Origin of the sequence: Clostridium grantii DSM 8605 (assembly GCF_900129965.1) — a bacterium.
GTDB lineage: Bacteria > Bacillota > Clostridia > Clostridiales > Clostridiaceae > Clostridium_AF > Clostridium_AF grantii.
In genome coordinates this window covers 1-1,205 of record NZ_FQXM01000086.1, presented here as the reverse complement: position 1 = coordinate 1,205, position 1,205 = coordinate 1, and the positions used below count along the sequence as shown (strand labels likewise).

Genomic DNA, 1,205 nt, shown 5'->3' with positions numbered 1-1,205 from the left:
ACACCAGTGCTTGATATTGGACGTGACCCTCGTTGGGGAAGGATTGAAGAAACCTTTGGTGAAGATACATATTTAGTTTCAAGAATGGGAGTATCGGTTGTAAAGGGGTTGCAAGGTGGAAGTGATGGGGTGAGAGAGAATCATATTATTTCATCACCTAAACATTTTGCAGGATATGCCCAGGTAGCCGGTGGAAGAAATTTTGCACCAACAGACATTCCACTAAGAGTTTTTAGAGATGAAATATTACCCCCTTTTAAAGCGGCTGTAATGGAAGCTAATGCTATGGGAATTATGCCGTCACACGCTGAAATAGATGGTGTACCTTGTCATGGGAACAAATGGCTATTAACAGAAATTCTTCGTAATGAGTGGGGTTTTAAAGGTATTGTTATATCCGATTATAATGATGCGGAGCGATTGGCAATCTTACACAATGTTGCAGTTGACAGAGAAGAAGCGGCAGTAAAAGCATTAGATGCAGGGCTGGATATGGATATTCCAATTGGGTCTGCTTATATTTACCTTTTGAATGCTGTTAAAAAAAATAAAAAGGTTGAAAAACTTTTAGACCAAGCTGTTTCAAGAATTTTAAAAGTTAAATTTGAACTAGGATTATTTGAAAATCCATTTGTAAATCCAGATGAGGCACATAAGTTAGTTAATTGTGATAAGCATAAGGCAATTGCTAAAAAAGCTGCAGACAAAACAGTGATTCTTCTCAAAAATGAAAATAATTTATTGCCCTTAGATAAAAAAACCATCAAATCAATTGCAGTTATTGGACCTAATGCAGACCCAATTGAATTTAGTTACTATAGTCATCGTCCTAATTTGGGAAATAGTATCCTTGATGGGATTAAAGCAAAAGCACAAGATGATTGTAAGATTATATATGAAAAAGGGTGTGAAATAACAAAAAAAGTTATGGTTATCGAGACAGAAACTGAGGTGGTTTCTAAAAATCCTGAATTATATACATTAGAAGAAGAAACCGAGAGTATAGCAAAAGCGGTAGAAGCAGCACGAAAATCTAGTGTTGCTATTGTGTGTATTGGTGGTTCGCCAATGTCTAGTCGTGAAGCAGTAACCCTTCAAAAAAGCTATGGAGATAATGCACATTTAGATTTAGTAGGACAACAAAATGAATTAGTAAAACAAGTATTAGCAACAGGAACACCTACTATTGTTGTCTTGATCAATGG

The 1,205-nt window shown here is 35.9% G+C and carries 1 protein-coding gene; it reads left to right on the top strand.

Features of this window, described 5'->3' with window-relative positions; all coding sequences use genetic code 11:
* On the top strand, positions 1-1,205 hold a 1,205-nt coding region (locus tag BUB83_RS21165; protein WP_200801516.1), incomplete at both ends, for a glycoside hydrolase family 3 N-terminal domain-containing protein.